Source organism: Cohnella silvisoli, assembly GCF_021190915.1.
Lineage (GTDB): Bacteria > Bacillota > Bacilli > Paenibacillales > Paenibacillaceae > Cohnella > Cohnella silvisoli.
The window spans coordinates 191,342-208,232 of record NZ_JAIOAP010000007.1 but is presented as its reverse complement, the minus strand read 5'-3'; the positions used below and the strand labels follow the sequence as shown (position 1 = coordinate 208,232).

Genomic DNA, 16,891 nt, shown 5'->3' with positions numbered 1-16,891 from the left:
AGTGGGCGGCTACCGCATCATCAAAATCACTGATGGTCGCCGGCGGCCATGTAATCCGATGGGTTGTCATAGGAGGCGGATGGGAGATACAATGTTGGAGCATAGGTTACATGGATAGGTTCGTATTTACGAGGGAGGTAACTCCGTGGCGCTAACTGCGGTTATTTTGGCGGGCGGCCAGGGACGGCGAATGGGTGGCGTGAATAAAGCTTTGTTGCCCCTGGGCGACGAAGTTTTCATTGAGCGCCAGATTCGCAAGGCGTTACCCGGCACGAATGAAATTATAGTGGTTTCTAACGATGAAGCTTTGAATCGTTTTCTGCGTGACTACGAATCGGTGCGAATCATTGCCGATCAATATCCCGGAGAAGGACCGTTGGCAGGTTTTCAAGCCGGGATGGCGGCTGCCTCTTGTGCCGATGTATGGGTCATTGGCTGCGATCAGCCGTTCCTTGAGGTCTCAGCGGCCCATTTTCTATTGGATCGCATGGAGAGCGGAGCATTTCAAGCAGCCCTCCCGGTCATCGGTGGTAAGCCGCAGCCTTTGCATGCGATTTACCGGAAGGAAACAGGATTAATCGCGGAATCGCTACTTAAGAAAGGCGAACGCAAATTGCTTGCTCTGCTAGATAATATTCCATGGTACGGGGTAGACGAACGCCAATTTGCCGAGCAGGGCATCTCCTTAAATTTCGCCGATGACGTAGATACCCCTGAACAATACGCGAAAGCTAGTCTTACTTTAAAAGGAGTTACTTCCTTCATGCCGCATACTGATAGGTCCGATAGGTTTCGCCGTCACGCGTTGCAGCCGGAAGAAGCACAGCGGCTCATCAAAGAAAAAGTCCGTCCTCTGGCTACAGAACGGGTTCCCCTAGCTGATGCCTGGGGGCGGCGACTGGGCGACAATATCGTTGCTCCCCATCCTTTTCCGCCGTTCCGTCGTTCCGGGATGGATGGTTATGCTTTGCGCACGGAAGACCTGCTTCAAGCGACTTCGGAAGCTCCGGTTTCTCTGACTGTAATCGAATCGTTGCCTTGCGGAGTAGAACCGCGCCATCCACTTAATGCTGGCCAAGCGACTCGTATTATGACAGGCGGAATGGTTCCGGAGGGCGCGGATGTCGTTGTTATGCTGGAGATGACGGTCACGGAGGATAGAGATGGGCAGTCGTTCGTGCAAATTGGAAAAAGCGTTCCGGTAGGCTTGAATATTGCGGAAATCGGCTGCGAAATCCAGGTAGGCGAAGCTTTATTACCAGCCGGCAAAGTTATCAGCTCCGGCGAGACGGCGCTTCTTGCCGCATGCGGTTATGCGGACGTCCCGGTCATGCGAAGGCCGCGGGTAGCGGTATTGTCGACCGGCAGCGAATTATTAGAAGTAGGAGAGCCCCTAGTACCAGCCAAAATCCGCAACAGCAACGCTCCCATGCTAGCCTCATTGCTAAGAGAAGCCGGAGCCGAACCCGTCATGCTCGGCAAAGTCCCCGATGACGCGAGTGAGGCGCAGCAACGAATACGACAAGCATTACGCACATGCGATCTGCTTATTACGTCCGGCGGTGTTTCCGTTGGCGATTACGATGTCATGGTGGATGTGCTTGCCGCGCCAGACGTGAAGCTTCTTTTCAACAAAATCGCGATGCGGCCGGGAAGTCCAACCACGGCAGCCCTGCTAGACGGCAAGCTCATCGTTGCTCTATCCGGGAATCCCGGCGCTTGTTTTGTCGGGTTTCACTTGTTCGTAAGTCCGGCGTTACAAAAGATGCAACAGGAGAAGCCGCTATCCCCGCAAAGCTTCAAGGCTTTTCTAGGTCGCGACTTCCCGAAAATAAACGCATATCGACGTTACATTCGTGCTCGAACGGAGCTGCGGGAAGGTACCGTATGGGTCCTGCCGATCGGTGACGATAAATCCAGCCTCATGACAACCATCGTCGACGCGGATTGTCTCATTGAAATCCCTCCACTTAAGGAAGGGTTAGAGAGGGGGCATTTAGTAACGGCTTGGAAGTTAAGCTGATAACTAAAGGTTCGTAATTTGAAGCCATGGGAGGGGGAAAGTCATGCGAATCATTCAGGTCGTCGGCTACAAAAACGCGGGAAAAACGACGCTGGCGTGCGAACTCGTCCGGCAATTAACCTCACTTGGACTTCGAGTCGGAACCTTGAAACACGATGCTCATGATTTCGAACCTGACATTGCAGGCAAAGACACCTGGCAGCATCGGCAAGCCGGCGCTCAAGTTACTGCAATAACATCGCCATCCCGCACGGCTTGGGTTCAAGAGGAGCCAACCTCGCTCGATGACTTAGTAGCCAGGATGGCCAAGCTCTCCCTCGATTACCTGATCATAGAAGGCTTCAAATCCGCCGCTTATCCCAAAATCGTCCTCCTCAGAAGCGAACAGGATGAGGATTTGTTAACTCTTCCTAACATAATTGCCGCGGCTATTCGAGAACCGTATAAAAATATCGAAAATATATCGGCAACTCAGGCTATTCCTATGTTTTACCATCCGGATATTCACTCCTTTGATGCGATTGTTGCGTTTGTTCGTGCATATAACGAATAGGTTTTGAATAGTTTTTGACTTGACATAGAGCATCGAATGTTGTAAATTTACTGGAATTCATTAATCATCGATGTTCATAAATAATAGCTTCGACCAAGGAAATGAGATTCTATTGCTGTTGTTCCAGAGAAGAAACCCTAGGATGAGAGGTTTCTCAACAGAATGGATTGCTCCCCGCCTTGCGAGCTGTAGCGGTGAAATTCAAGTATTCGCTACCGGGATTCCCCCGTTATTCATTCGAGGAATGTCATTCATCCATGACATTCGAATTAAGGGTGGTAACACGAACACATTCGTCCCTGACGAGTGTGTTTTTTTGTTTTCCATAACTCAAACTCAATAAGGAGGTCGTCGCTCAATATGCGCCAAAGTAAATTGTTCGCTTTAACTTTTCGAGAGGCTCCATCGGGAGCCGAAGCCATTAGTCATCAATTGTTACTTAGAGCGGGATACATTAGACAAATAGCGGCAGGTATTTATGCGTATTTGCCATTGGGATGGCGCGTACTTCGCAAGGTGGAGCGAATCATTCGTGAAGAAATGGACAAGACGGAAGCTCAAGAGTTGCTTATGCCCGCTATGCAGCCGACTGAATTATGGAAAGAGTCTGGACGATATGCTGTGTACGGACCGGAACTCATCCGTTTGCAGGACCGGCACGAAAGAGAATTTGCGCTCGGTCCTACGCATGAAGAAGTGGTTACGACGCTAGCTAGAAATGAAATGAATTCATATCGCAAACTACCGATTACTTTGTATCAGATTCAAACAAAGTTCCGGGATGAACGCCGGCCGAGATTTGGTTTGCTGCGGGGGAGAGAGTTTCTGATGAAGGATGCTTATTCATTCGATATGGATTGGAAGGGTCTGGATCAAAGTTATAAGAGCATGTACGAGGCTTATCATCATATTTTTGATCGTTGCGGTTTGAACTACCGAGCAGTGGAGGCGGATGCAGGATCTATTGGCGGGGAAGGCGGCACGCATGAATTTATGGCTCTCACTGATATTGGAGAGGACACAATCGTATCTTGCACCCAGTGTGAGTACGCAGCGAATGTGGAGAAAGCTGAATCTGGATCAGAACCCGTAAGCAAACAAGATCAGACTTCACCCTATGTATTGCCAGAAAAATTTCATACTCCGGATATCCGCACAATCGATCAGCTAGTTCAATCTCTAAAGCTAGATCCAACACATTTCCTGAAAACAATGATTTATAAAGTGGATAGCAAGTTTGTTGCCGTACTCGTTCGAGGAGACCACGAAGTCAATGAAATCAAAATCAAAAATTACTTGAATGCCGACACAGTTGACATTGCTGATGCTGAATCGGTGGAACAAATAACCGGAGCGCCAACAGGTTTCGCTGGACCGGTCGGTTTGTCCTTACCGTTGCTGGTCGATCGTTCGATTACAAACAACATGAATTGGATTGTCGGTGCTAATGAACGGGACTATCATATTCGTAATGTAAGTCCAGGCAGAGATTTCCCGATAGACCATGTAGGCGATTTCCGTAATGTCGCCGAGGGAGACTGTTGCCCGCGCTGCGCCAACGGATCCTTGCAGTTTTTCCGCGGGATCGAGATCGGGCATGTGTTCAAACTCGGTACGAAGTACAGCGAACGGCTTCATGCTCGTTTCTTGGATCAAGAAGGCAATGAAAAACCTATGATCATGGGTTGTTACGGAATAGGGGTATCACGGCTATTATCCGCAATCGTCGAACAGAATCATGACGAGGAAGGGATCAAATGGCCAACGTCCATCGCGCCTTTCCATGTTCACATCATTCCTATATCGATTAATGACCAGGTACAAATGGAAACCGCCGAGCGACTGTACCAACGTTTCCGTTCATCTGGAATAGAGGCGTTAATCGACGATCGGGAGGAGCGGGCTGGAGTGAAGTTCAAGGATTCCGACCTGATGGGCATTCCCATTCGCATCGTCATTGGCAAACAAGCCAGCCAAGGTTATGTTGAATTAAAGCAGCGCACGCTCGATGATAAAGAATCAATGAAGGTTGAGGATGTTCACGATAAAGTAAAGGAATTAATAGCAGAGGCCAAATGACCCAAAAGGGAAGAAAGGCCAATCTTAAAGTGGATAATATCAGGTGCCGAAAAAGGCCGTGAACTCTACTCGCGTAGAAATTCATGGCCTTCTTCAGCATCCCCTATTAGTGAATTTCTATTTCAGCCAATTGCATACGGTAAGGCGATCCGGACTCGGTTAAGATTTGTCTCAGATTCGTGCCTTGGATCTTGACGTACTGCGCGCTTTGGGAAGCGAAGGAGAAGCTCTGCACCGTGCCTGTCGGCTGGGCATATCCCGTTTGGGAGACGACGGTGGTCCACGGTCCCGAGGCACTGTTGGCCACCTGGATCGTGAAGTCGATTGGGAAACCCAATCCGATGTTATCCTTGTCGTTGCGCGGATAAAGGTCTACCCGGCTAAAGGTTTTGACCGATTGAAGATTTAGCGTAACCGACTCGGTATGGTTAGCGGAAAGATTACTGTTGCTGGACCAACCCGGTGCAGTATAGACTGAATTGCGAATTTGGTCGTTGAGCCCGGAGAGACCCCAGCTGTTGGGGAACTCGGCGGAACTAGTGGCGCTTAACGAAGCGCCTCTGGCGTAATTCGGCGAGGCGTATATTTCAACCTCGGCCAGTTGCATACGATATTCTGAGCCAACGGGCCGCAGCTTTGTTCCTTCGATTTTCACGTAACGCGCGGTCGCTGGCGTGAAAGGGAACCATTGGCCTGTCGTGGAAGCGGGATAGTTCGTCTTCGTTACGACAGTCGTCCATGGGCCGCCTGCGTTCTGGGCAATCTGGATGTTGAAGTCGATCGGGAAGAAGATGCCGCCACCTCCGCGCGGGAATAAGTTGACCTCGCCGACGGTTTTTGACGCGCCAAGATCGAAGGTGATGGATTCTGTATGATCGCTGCCCAGATTGTTGGTACTGCTCCAGCCGGAAGATTTCACGCCGTTGATGGTGCCAGAGCCGCGCTTGTCGTCATTCGCCTTCGAGACGCCCCAACCGTCGTCTGCTGTGCTCTCATAGGAACTGGTAGCCGTCACCTTGGCTTCCGCTGCCAGATTGTCGTAAGGAGAGAAGCCGATGGGAAGCGCGAACAGCTTTCCTTCTCCTTCGCTGAACGTGAGGGTCACGATGCCGGTACTCGCGTTGTATCCCGGAACGGCAACTTCCAATCCTGTTGTCTTTGAGATTTCAGTAAGATCCGATGGCTTAGGATTTAACTGGAAGCTCACCGTACGGGCGCTGATATAGTCTCGATTGGAAAGCATAATATATTTGCGCCCGGCGGCATTGGTGAAGTAGCCTTCGATCATCGGCTGGGTAGAATCAAGCGGCTTTACGAAAAAATCGTTTGGAACAGCCGTTGTGCCTGTCCACAGCGACGAACCGGAATGGTATACGCGAACTGAAGTAAGATCCTTGAGCGTATTGCCTAAATTGCGCATCTCCGCGTTAAGCGTCTGAATGGCCGAATAGCGCGGCAGCAGCGTTCCGTCGAAATCGACCGCCGTATTGTAGAAAAACTCCGAACCGCCTCCGTCATCCGGACGCCAATAGGTAAACCAATTCATTTTCTTGTAGCCATAGGGCAGTAAAGAGTACACGTTCCAACGCATTTGATTGACAGTCGGAGATCGGTAAGTTTGCACTCCTGTGGAGGTTCTGATCTCGATGCCCTGCAGAAAACCTCCGTAAAGCACATCGTTGGCCAGTCCTCGTCCGCGGATGGCTTCGGCGTTGAGGAAATGAGTAGAATCGTCGTATCCGCCTTTGAACGGGTAGTTGTCGTATAAGATGTAATTCGCTCCGCTGTATTGCACCCAATCGTCCACATAATTTTCATAGCTTGTTCCGGCGTTCGTGCGCGTTGTATATAGCCGGAAGAAAAAGTCGTAAGTTTTGGCTATGCCGTTCTCGTAACCGGTTCCGCCGCTGTAGGTATCTCCAGAGGAACGCACAACCCACCCGACTTGATTGTCTCCTCCGCCGCTATGGACAAGCTCGATATAATAAGTGGAGCCAGGTGTTACATTGGCGTAAAGATTAAAATAACGATAGAAATCGGCCGCCGTGCTCGATCCGGTGCCGGCGATGGATGCTTGGCTGATTAATGAGGTTTTCGCGGTGCTATTCCATAATTTCAAAGTCAGCGTCTCGCCTGAAGTCCATTGCAGCGAATCGATGTACATATCAATACCGTGCAGATAAGTGATTCCCGCAGGAATGGTAATGGTCTGCCCTAGACTATTGCCGGGGCTGACATAGGAACCGTTTCCTCTGGCGGCCGAATTGGACAGGAACAGCTTGCCGGGCGGCGCTTGCGTGTCGGGAACGGCAAACACGGGAAGCAGGTTGACGTAGAAGTCCAAGTTGGGCGCAAATGCCTTGGCTTGCTTGTAAGTGTTGGCGATTCCCTCCATATCCGTCGCATTCGGCTCATCCCGCAGGTCGATGGCTTTGACGCGCGAATCGTTCTTGTACGGCGTCAACAGCGATTGCAGGCTAGCGATATCCGCCGAAGTAAAAACGCGTTTGTCGTATATTTGGGAATCTGTTGCGTACAGCTTGACATTATTGGCATAGCTGTTCGCGATGCCGGATTCATTGTTCGTTTTGTTGGCCGTTTGGCCGGAAGGGATACGCAAGCCCATGACATTGTCGATATGGGCGTTGGCGATATTGGCCCAGTTCGCCATCGTATTGTAGTCGGCTCCTACGAAAATCGGAGGTTGCCAATACCCCCCAATCTCGAAGGAACCCGTACCCGCTGCGCTGGCGCTCAAGCCTCCGCTCGCCAGCGTCAGAACTAACATTATCCCTGCCACCATTTTTTTTGACCTGCTAAATCTCATCATGCACATCTCCTTTTCGATTTATTAAAGCGCTTACATTGATATGCAAACCGACTATAGCAAGACTTGGTCCAATAGGGAATAGAAAATCGTACAGGAGTTGTTGGATAAATGAATGCGTACCATTATCCACCCGGCGGCGAACGATTTTCTATTTAGCCTCGATTGCGAAGCGGATATGATAGGTCGTGAAAGCGATTACTATCATAATTCGGGAGGGAAAACAAAAGCGGATCGATTTTTGTCGCAAGAAGTTGTTGGCTTGATGATGCGGAGGGCGTTTCGCCCATCTGCGGCTATTAAATTCAGGGTTGGGGGTACTCATATGCGCATTGGTCAAAAAGGATTGGCTGTCACTCTAATTGTAATGCTCATCGCGCTTTCTCTTGTAGGATGCGGCAGCAATAATGCCAAGGAAAGTCAGACAGGAGCGGAATCGGAAAGCCCGAAAGCTTCGACTCCTGCTGCGAGCGGGGAAGCTTCCCCATCGGAAGCGAAGGTCTATCCGGAGAACGGTCTTCCGACCGATCAGGAAGTCACCTTGAAGTTCGGTTTCTGGGAAGCTGGAGCGGGTAGGGAGGCGATCGACTTCGCGATGAAGTCCTTCTCCGAGAAATTCCCGAACGTCAAATTCGATACGACGTATTCTCCGGATATTTTTACGATTATCGGCACCAAAATCGCGGCCGGAGACGACAAGGACATGTTCGACATTTTTTCCAGAGAAGGCGTTCCGGATGTTAATTCGCTTGTAGAGAACAAAAAGCTCGAGCCGCTAGAGGACTTATGGGACAGAGAGCTCTTAGACACGCCGGGTAAGAAGCTGAAGGATGCGGTAATGGATGGCGTATTCGAGAATGCTCCTCGGATAAACAAAACCTCTTATTTCTTGCCGGATACGAGTTGGGCTGGCGGGCTGTTCTTCGACAAGACGCTGTTCGAGAAAAACGGCTGGAACCAAAATCCGCAAACGTGGGACGAATTCACGGCACTGCTGGAAACGATTAAAGCATCGGGAATTATCCCAATTACATTCCCTGGCGTATATTCTACGTACCTGGAACAGTTCTCCTTTGCGCCTAAGGAATTCGAGCTGGCGGAAATGAACGGCAAATTGGACAGCTTTACGAGCGGTTATCGGGTATTCGCGCAACCTGTCTATACTTCGCCGGAATCGATCGAGAAATGGAACCGCATCTATGAACTAGGCAAGAAAGGGTATTTCCCTAAGGGCGTCGCGGCCCTTAACCACACGCAATCTCAGATGCAGGTGTTGCAGCATAAGGCCGCCATGGTTAGTACGGGCAGCTGGGTCGAGAACGAAATGAAGGATTCCACGCCGGAGGGCTTCAAATGGGGCTACATGGGCGTGCCGTTCAGGACAAGTCCGGATCAAACCTTGTGGCTTGCGAGCGGATTAAACGGCGGTATGTATGTATGGGCGAACAAGCCTGAGTTGAACAAGAAGTGGGCCAAGGAATTCGCGCTCTGGCTATTTAACGTTGAGACCCAGAAGATTAGCGCAGCGAAAGCCGGCGCGATTCCGGGCCGAAATTTGTCCGAGTATCCGGATGCTTCGAATGCGCTTCAGGATGCGGCCAAGGAAGTATCCAAGTACGCGGCAGCCAACAAGGGTCGATTCGAAACGTCCTTCCGAGAAGTCACTTTGACGGACCCGGCTTACAATCAATCGACTAAAACGTATATCGATGCGATTCCGGCAATCGCAGAGGGTAAGCAGGATCCGAAAGCGATTCTGGAGAAGGCGGAGAAATATATTGAAACGGCAATCGCCGCGCAAAAATAAATAAGGATGGCAAGAAGAGGGAGGCTTCCTCCCTCTTCTTGATTCCGTCCGATAGGAGGAACCGGATGACGAAGTTGCGCATTCAGAAGCGTTTATTTGTACTTCTTGCTGTCGGGCCGGCATTTGCGGGTTATATGCTCTTTACGCTGTATCCCAATCTGATGTCGGCCTATTATTCTTTACTGGATTGGAACGGTATTTCTTCTGCCCGGTTTATCGGGCTGAGCAATTTCAAGAGGATGTTCGGCGATGAGTACATGTGGGCAGCGCTTAGGCACAGTCTGATCTATGCGGTTACCGTACCTTTGCTGATCCTGGTCATCTCGCTATTCCTGGCGTACTTGCTGACGAACCGCGGGTATCGGGAAAGCGCTTTTTACAAGGTTCTGTTTTTTTTCCCGAACGTGTTGCCGATGGTCGTCATCGCTCTCATCTGGGCATTCATATACGACGGCAATTTCGGGTTGCTTAATTCCGTCCTTAAAGGGTTGACGTTCGACTACGATGGCTATTACTGGCTTGGGGACGAGAAGATTGCGTTCTGGGCGCTCATTCCCCCTCAAGTATGGGGAGGGGTCGGGTTTTATCTCATTATTTTCATGAACGCCATGATCGCCATCCCGAAATCTTTGTATGAATCCGCGATTCTGGATGGAGCCACTCACTTTCAACGCTTGACCGTCATCACGCTTCCGCTGATGAACGGGATTATCCGAGTGTGTCTGCTCTTCATGGTGCTGGGAATATTTAAAACGATCGATATCGTTCTTATTTTGACCAATGGCGGTCCGGCAGGCTCCACCGACGTGATCGGGCTTTATATGTTTAATCTCTCTTTCGGCAAAGGAGTCGCCGGCGGAGGCATGCATACGTATGGTTATGCCTCTGCGATCGGCATGTTTTTATTCGTCATACTGGTAGGGGCCAAGCTGCTGATCGATAAACTTATCCCTAATAAACAGGTGGAGTTCTAACATAGAGATGACGGAGGAATCGGCTTGAAACAAAAAAACGGGTTTGCGGATTATAGCTGGCGACTATTGATGGCGCTGTGGGCCATCGGTATTTTGTTTCCGCTCTTATGGATTGTATTCGAATCTTTGAAAACGAATCGGGAATTTTTCGCGGATATTTGGTCGATTCCCGAGAAGCTTAAGTGGGTCAATTATGCCAATGCCTGGACTCTTCTTGGCGTCAAGCAATCCATGTTCAACACGCTTTATTATATTGGGCTAAGCCTGTTAATCGGCATGTTCTTTACGACCGTTAACGCCTATGCATTGACGCGTTTGGACTTTCGCGGACGCAAGCTGATCTGGGCAATGATTATGCTCTCGCTTTTTTTGCCGGGAATTAACGCGCTTGTACCGCAATATGTGCTGATGCGGTCATTCTCCTTAACCAATAGCTTGACAGGACTCGTTATTCTAGACAGCTTGGGCGAAAGCGCGCTTTACCTCATGCTGCTTGGCGGTTTTATGGCATCGTTGCCAAAGGAAGTGGAAGAAAGCGCGTATGTGGACGGTGCGTCCCTGTTCAAGGTTTTCTACAAAATCATTGTTCCGCTCTCCATCCCGGGAATCGTGACGGTAGCCATCTTTAAGTTCATGGGCTTGTACAACAATTTTCTTGGTCCGCTCATCTATCTAAGCGATCCGCGCAAATACACGATCGGGCTTAATATTTATTATTTGAACATTCTGATGCAGTACAAAACCAATTGGGTTACGCTGTTCGCGAGCGTAATCATTACCTTGATCCCATTAGTATTTGTATATGTCTTGTTCCAGAGGCAGATTATGGAGGGGACAACCATCGGAGCCGTAAAAGGCTGAGGCTTCGGAGCTTTGGGCGGCAGATGGACAGGGCTTCCGTAACCGGGACTGATGGTGTAATGTTTGTAGTAAAGGGGGTGTCCGAGTGAGGAGATATTGGCTAATGAAGGCAGGGGCTGCTTGCGCGACGGTAGGGTTGCTGATCTTTCTGGCGGGTTGCGGCGCGGGAGAGGCTCAGCCGTCAGAAATCACGCGACTGCCGCCGACAACGAAGCTCAAAGTTTTAGGCCACGCCACCTGGTTCAAATCGGGTTGGAATGCCCTCGTCAAGGATGCGGCTTTGCATGGCTTCGAGCTGGAAGTAGAGACGGTGCCGGATACTCCGTCTGGCAATGACCTGATTCAGACGAGGTTCGCGACTCGGGATACGCCGGACATTTTGCTCTACTTTCCAGGCATCCTGCTTAGAGATTTCGGTCCGCCTTCCGAGCTCTTCGTGAAGCAGGAGGATCAGCCTTGGATGGCCAACCTGGACAAGGACGCCTGGGCCGGCGCGTTAGATGATGCGGAAACCCCGGATGGCTTGGTACGAGGTTATTATGCGGTTCCTTACTGGGGCTCTAACGGATCGGTTATTTTATACAACAAAAAGGTTTTCAAGGCGTATAGTCTAAACATTCCGAAGACGTACGCGGAGTTTCTGCACATCTGCGAAACGTTGAAGCAAATGAACGTTACGCCGGTTTATTACTCAGGCAAGGATGCTTGGACGCTGCAACTGCTCGTGTTTAATGCGGCCAGCAAGAGGGGCTACCACGTTCTTGTGGATAAAATTAATGCTAATCAGGCTAAATTCACCGAATACGTGAATTTCAAGCGGGGATTGGAGGTCATGTTGGAATTAAAAAACAAAAGCTACATCAACGCAGATTACCTATCCGGCACCTATGACAGCGCGCAGAAGGCACTAGCGACGGGCAAAGCAGGCATGTATCCGATGGCAACGTGGGTTATGAACGACATTTCAGAAAAGTATCCGGACCAAGTGAATGACATCGGCGCTTTCATTTTGCCGTTTGACGGCGATGAAACCGATGTTGTTCCCGTATTTGCTCCTTATGGCATGTTTGTGCCTAAAGGCAAAAATCAGGAAGCCGCTCAGAAATTCGTGAACTACTTCGCGTCAATCGATACGCAGAATTTGTATTTTGCCCATGAAGGGGGCATACCGGCGCTTAAAGGCGTCGTTCAGAAAAAGCTGACTCCCGCGGAAGCGGACGTCAAGCGCGATATGGATGCCGGGAGGAGTCTTGCCAACTGGCAGTACGCGATGAAATACAATTCCGGTGACTTGCCCGCTTACATTATGGATGTGCTTGTCGGGGGGAAAACGACCGAACAGGTTTTAAGCGCCATGGACAAGGAATTCGCGAAGGATGCGAAAGCCAATGGCGATCCGATTTTTCTTGGTTCCAGATAACTAGGCTTCTGATAACTGTTGACAATCGGAACGGCGGTAATACGGTTGAACCGGAGGTGGCGGCGTGTTTTCGTTTCGAACGTTTCAAACCCGGCTTTTTATGACTTACACCGTCTTTCTCATTGTTTTTACGCTCATCCTCAGCATCCCTTTATATCTCTATATAAAAAATACGACTGAGAAAAATATCGTTTTTGGCGTTCAACAATCGTTAACGGTCATTACGGAAAGCCTGGACATGTTCTTCACCCAATATGAGAATATAACCAATCAGCTCTATCTTATGAAGAGCGATGAAATATCGCGCAATAGCGCGGTAAGCTGGTTGCATCTGCTGGCGGGATCGCCCGATGAAACGGAAGCTCTGAAAGCGCATAATTCAATTAATGAGAGCATCGCCTTACTGGCGGAAATTTATAAAGGCGTACATCGGATTAACATCTTTAGCGACGAAGGCGTATTCTTCTCCAACAGGCCCCATGATATATTGCCGACGGCCGTACTGCGCAACGAGCGGGAATGGCTCGACCTGACGGCGAAGGGGAAGGGAGTAGCCATGCTTTCTTATTTCGATCACGATCCATGGGTTACCGGCGACGCGTCGCCCGTATATGTGCTTACGCGCCAGTTGAACCGGCAAGGTCACAAAATCGGTTATTTAGAAGTCCAGATACGCGCCGATGAGCTGCTGGCTCCAGAGAAATTGACTCGCTGGTCCGATGCGTCCTTATGGATCATGAATTCGGAGCGTTTGCTGTATACGAATTCGCCGCTGTCTTCTGAGCATCTAGCGGGAGAGTCGGCCTTGTTCCGAACGATTGCGTCCGAATCCGGTTCCCTATTCGGCAAGCAGCGAATTACATACGAGGGCGTAAAGGAGTCGTTGCTTTATCGCCATTCTACCAAGACGGGATACACCGTTTTTTATACCATTCCCGAGAATACGCTTTACGCGCCCGTTTATCTGTTTCGCAATGTCGCGCTGCTCGCATTTTTGACGCTGATGCTTCTTTCCGTTCTCGTGTTTTATTTGTTGTCCAAATCATTGACCTATCCGATCGTGAAGCTTAAGCGGATGATAGATACCGTCGATCTGGAGGATAAAGCATTGACGTTAAGGGATGAGTCCGGACTGGACGAAATCGCGCTGCTCAATCGTTCCTTCCAGAAAATGAACGTACGCCTTCAGAGCTCTTTGGAAGAAATCGTAAGCTTCCGGACGATGCAGCTTCAATCGCGGTTTGAAGTGCTGCAGTCTCAAATCAATCCCCACTTTTTGTTTAATATGCTAGGCGTCATTGCCATCCTTTCGGAAGAAGAAAGAACGAAGGTGGCGGATACTTGCAGGAAGCTGGCCGATTTTCTAAGGTACACGATCGTCCAGACGAACCCCATTACGACGTTGGAGCTAGAAACGGCTTTCGCCCAAAATTATCTGGAATTGATGGAAACCCGGTATGCGCATAGGCTGCAGTTTGAGCTTTCGATTCCGGATGCAATGAAGCGCATCTCCCTTCCGAAGCTTACGATTCAGCCGCTCGTGGAAAATGCGATCACACACGGCTTTCAGAATATCGAATATGGTCTGAAAGTGACGATACAGGGCAGAATGGAAGCCGGAAGGTGGCATCTCGTTATTGCGGACAACGGTTGCGGAATCGAACAGGAACGGCTCGCCTCCATTCACCGTCAGTTGGAGCTGTATTCCGCGGATTGGGAAAATCTATATAAGCAGGAGCAGCTTTCCCTTGGCGGGATGGGTATTATCAGCACGTTTATGCGACTTAAGCTTTATTTCAAGAACCGAGTAGATTTTAATATCGGGAGCGGTCCGGAAGGCGGCGTCCGCGTCGATATTTCCGGGTTCGTTCAGGATATGAACGACAATGCCGATACGGAGGGGATTCCGTGAATATTCTAATCGTGGATGACGAACCGATCTTTATAAAAAAGGTAAGGAGAATTATCACTGAATTCGACGCCGAAACCGGAGAAACGACGGAAGTAGCGGAAGCCTACAGCGGGCAAGAGGCGCTTAAGATCATTGCAAAATCCAAGCCGGATCTTCTATTTACAGATATCAAAATGTCCAATATGAACGGTATTGAGCTTTCGCTGTCGTTGCAGAAGGACTTTCCCGAGATTCCGATCGTCATCATCAGCGGTTATCCTTCCTTTGATTATGCTAGAGCGGCTATTCGCGCCAATGTACTCGAATATTTGCTGAAGCCGATTGATCCGGAGTTGGTCAAAGCGGTCATTCACCGAGTCTATCCGCGTTTGCTCGAAGCCAAGTACGCGGAGGAAAAGCAGCTGTTGCAGCGGGCAATTGAGTTCGATGACCAATGGGAAGAAAAACGTGTCGACGGGAATGATGCAATCCGTCGTTACCGCGCCTATTATGTGGTCGCGATTCAGAATTTGGAAGTTATGAACGACAGAGAGCGGTTATTCTACCGTCAGACGGATATTGCGCACGAAGCTTATATGACGGAGTTAAATCGACATATCGGAGAAAACGGCTCTGCTTGGATATTCGATTATAGAGACCAAAGATCGTACATGATTATCGTCGGATTAAAGGATGAGGATGAAGAAGCGATAGAGGGGGTTGTCGATAGCATCGTCCGTTACTTTTCGTTTCGCGATTTTCCCGTCTCCGTCGTATATACGTCGGGCCTGCATAAGATTTCGAATATAAAGGAAACGATACCGCTGCTGGCTGACGTCCTTAAGGACAGAATCGTGTTAGGCGTCCCCAGTCGAATCCGGTTGAAACCGGGAGAAGCTTATTCCCGGATCGCTTATATGCAGCTTGGCGAGCAGGAAGAGATGAAAATGAGTTCACTGTTGCAAAAAGAAGATACGGCTGCTATGAAAAAGCAATTTTTTCTTACCTTTCAGATGTGGAAAGCGGAACGGCTTCCCGTTGTTGAAGTCGAACAAAATATGAAGCGCCTGTACGGCTGGGTGGAGAAGCATGCAAGGTTCGCGAACTCTAAGGCTGCAGGAATAGCGGAGAAGAGAATAGAGGAAATATTGCAAACGGCAGTTTCCTTCGAAGAGGCGGCCGAATTTCTGTGGGAGCTGCTGCTTGAAAGATTGGAGCCGCAAGCCGGCAGTCGAGCCTTCGAGCCTCCCGCTCCTTTGTTCAAACAGATAGACTATTATTTGAAGACAAATCTGAACAGGCCCATCGGATTAAACCATCTGAGCGAGCATTTTAAAGTTTCGCGTACTTACCTGTGCAACTTGTTCCGCAAACAGGCGGGAGCGTCTTTTCTGGACTATTTCAACACGCTTCGCATGGATAAAGCAAAAGAGCTGATTCGGGAGCGGCCGGAGCTCATGTTCAAGGAAATTGCCGAACGGATCGGATTCTGGGACCATCATTATTTCAGCAGAGTATTCAAAACGTTCACAGGATTGACGCCAAGCGAATTCAGGCAGGCGGAATCCATTTCGGACTGAGGCCAAATAACAGCGAATAGAATGCAGAAAAACCATCGCCGACAGGCGATGGTTTTAGTCGTTGCAAGCAGTCGAATATTTCAAAAACTTTACGAGCCAGTAGATCGATAGTGCCTTACTCCGAATCGCCAGATGAGCAGGCAAGGCAAGATGAAAATACATCCGGCCAGCGGCGTTAGCGCATAGAGGGCGGAGCTCCCTTCCGTTCTGCCCAATAGGTACAGCAAAGGCAAGTAATTTACGCATCCGAACGGAATGACATAGGTGAAGAAGCGAGCGACCCATTTCTGATAAATATTGAGCGGATATTGCGCCATTTCCCTGCCGCCGTCCGTGAATATATTGGCGACTTCGAGTCCTTGAATCGTCCAGAAGCACATCGTAGCCATCAGGATGAATATTCCCGTAAAAATAAATACGCCGCTAACGATCATGAACAGCAGAGTGAGAGCTTTAAGGAACGTCCATTCCACATGGATTTGGCTAATCGCCCAAGCCAGCACGAGCGCGCTTTGAAGCAGCCTTCCGAATCGGGTGAATTCGAATTTGGAACCGAGCACTTGCAGGACGGTGCTTCGCGGACGGACGAGCAATCGATCGAAGTCGCCGTTCGCGACGAGGCTGGAGAACATATCGAAGCCCCGGGCCATGCATTCGCTTATCGCAAAAGCCATATGAATGACGCCGAAGCACAGCGCCACCTCGAAGAAATCCCAGCCTTTGATCTGGCCGAATCTTTCGAACATAAAGTATAACCCGGCGAACACCGAGAACGGGATGAAAAACTGGCCGAACGTGAGCAGCCAAAACGAAGTGCGATATTGCATCTGGGATTTGAACAAGATCAGCAAGTATTTTCCGAAAAGTCTCATTCTT

General features: G+C 49.7%; 11 protein-coding genes. 9 read left to right on the top strand and 2 right to left on the bottom strand.

Annotation, left to right across the window (positions count from 1 at the left end; all coding sequences use genetic code 11):
* Positions 1-145: 145 nt before the first annotated feature.
* From K7P76_RS15190 to K7P76_RS15180, 3 genes are all read left to right on the top strand, one after another.
* A complete protein-coding gene (locus tag K7P76_RS15190; protein WP_232186156.1) occupies positions 146-2,023 on the top strand; it encodes an NTP transferase domain-containing protein in 1,878 nt (625 codons plus the stop codon).
* A gap of 43 nt (positions 2,024-2,066) precedes the next feature.
* Entirely contained in the window at positions 2,067-2,576 is a 510-nt protein-coding gene (mobB, locus tag K7P76_RS15185) for a molybdopterin-guanine dinucleotide biosynthesis protein B (RefSeq protein WP_232186155.1), read from the top strand.
* A gap of 360 nt (positions 2,577-2,936) precedes the next feature.
* Positions 2,937-4,655, top strand: a complete 1,719-nt coding sequence (locus K7P76_RS15180; protein ID WP_232186154.1) for a proline--tRNA ligase — start codon at positions 2,937-2,939, stop codon at positions 4,653-4,655.
* 106 nt (positions 4,656-4,761) lie between these two features.
* Here the strand turns inward: K7P76_RS15180 and K7P76_RS15175 are convergent, their stop codons facing one another.
* Positions 4,762-7,443, bottom strand: a complete 2,682-nt coding sequence (locus K7P76_RS15175; RefSeq protein WP_232186153.1) for a discoidin domain-containing protein — start codon at positions 7,441-7,443, stop codon at positions 4,762-4,764.
* A gap of 154 nt (positions 7,444-7,597) precedes the next feature.
* Between K7P76_RS15175 and K7P76_RS15170 the strand changes: the two genes are divergently transcribed.
* The 6 genes from K7P76_RS15170 (at position 7,598) to K7P76_RS33460 (ending at position 16,015) form a co-directional block, all read left to right on the top strand.
* A complete protein-coding gene (locus K7P76_RS15170; protein ID WP_232186152.1) occupies positions 7,598-9,289 on the top strand; it encodes a type 2 periplasmic-binding domain-containing protein in 1,692 nt (563 codons plus the stop codon).
* Positions 9,290-9,354: 65 nt separating this feature from the next.
* Positions 9,355-10,263 (top strand): carbohydrate ABC transporter permease, encoded by a 909-nt coding sequence (locus tag K7P76_RS15165; RefSeq protein ID WP_232186151.1) that lies wholly within the window; start codon positions 9,355-9,357, stop codon positions 10,261-10,263.
* A 24-nt stretch (positions 10,264-10,287) separates the two neighbouring features.
* The gene (locus K7P76_RS15160) at positions 10,288-11,124 is read left to right on the top strand and encodes a carbohydrate ABC transporter permease (RefSeq protein WP_232186150.1); all 837 of its coding nucleotides are present in this window, start codon (positions 10,288-10,290) and stop codon (positions 11,122-11,124) included.
* A gap of 85 nt (positions 11,125-11,209) precedes the next feature.
* Positions 11,210-12,544 (top strand): ABC transporter substrate-binding protein, encoded by a 1,335-nt coding sequence (locus tag K7P76_RS15155; protein WP_232186149.1) that lies wholly within the window; start codon positions 11,210-11,212, stop codon positions 12,542-12,544.
* A 64-nt stretch (positions 12,545-12,608) separates the two neighbouring features.
* A complete protein-coding gene (locus K7P76_RS33465; protein ID WP_232186148.1) occupies positions 12,609-14,456 on the top strand; it encodes a cache domain-containing sensor histidine kinase in 1,848 nt (615 codons plus the stop codon).
* On the top strand, positions 14,453-16,015 hold the full coding sequence (locus K7P76_RS33460; protein ID WP_232186147.1) for a response regulator: 1,563 nt from the start codon (positions 14,453-14,455) through the stop codon (positions 16,013-16,015). Before K7P76_RS33465 ends, K7P76_RS33460 begins: the two co-directional genes overlap by 4 nt.
* Positions 16,016-16,104: 89 nt before the next feature.
* Here K7P76_RS33460 and K7P76_RS15140 read toward each other — a convergent pair whose 3' ends face one another.
* Positions 16,105-16,887, bottom strand: a complete 783-nt coding sequence (locus tag K7P76_RS15140) for an ABC transporter permease (protein ID WP_232186146.1) — start codon at positions 16,885-16,887, stop codon at positions 16,105-16,107.
* Positions 16,888-16,891 lie beyond the last annotated feature (4 nt).